This window comes from Microvirga roseola, from assembly GCF_020866965.1.
Lineage (GTDB): Bacteria > Pseudomonadota > Alphaproteobacteria > Rhizobiales > Beijerinckiaceae > Microvirga > Microvirga roseola.
On the sequence record NZ_JAJATX010000197.1, the window covers coordinates 1 to 521 of the forward strand.

A 521-nucleotide genomic window follows, 5' to 3' on the forward strand; every position below is an offset into this window, starting at 1 on the left:
GGCCGTTATGGCTGGATCGGTGAACAAGGTGATTTTGGTGGGCAATCTGGGGCGGGACCCGGAGGTGCGCCGGCTTGGGAACGGGGAGCCGGTGGTGAACCTGCGCATTGCCACCTCCGAGAGCTGGAAGGACAAGAACTCCGGCGAGCGGAAGGAGAAGACCGAGTGGCACTCGGTGGTGATCTTCAACGAGAACCTGGGCCGGGTGGCGGAGCAGTACCTGAAGAAGGGCTCGAAGGTGTACATCGAGGGCCAGCTGCAGACGCGCAAATGGACCGACCAGTCGGGGGTGGAGAAGTACACCACCGAGGTGGTGCTGCAGCGCTTCCGGGGCGAGCTGACGATCCTGGACGGGCGCTCGGGCGGGGGCGCGTCGGAATACGGCGAGGAGGAAGGCGGCGGGCAGATTGCGCGCGGGGGCGATTTCGGCCGCTCCTCGCCGATGGAGCGCCGGCCTGCGGCGGCCCCGTCCGGCGGCGGATCCCGCTTCAACGATCTCGACGACGATATCCCGTTCTAAG

Annotated in this window: 1 protein-coding gene; it reads left to right on the forward strand. The window is 66.8% G+C overall.

The genetic code is table 11. The annotated features are described in order from the left end of the window. Window positions 1–7: 7 nt before the first annotated feature. Window positions 8–520 carry a single-stranded DNA-binding protein gene (locus tag LG661_RS24865; RefSeq protein WP_230534665.1) on the forward strand — a complete coding sequence of 171 codons (513 nt, stop codon included), beginning with the start codon at window positions 8–10 and terminating at the stop codon, window positions 518–520. Window position 521: the final 1 nt, after the last annotated feature.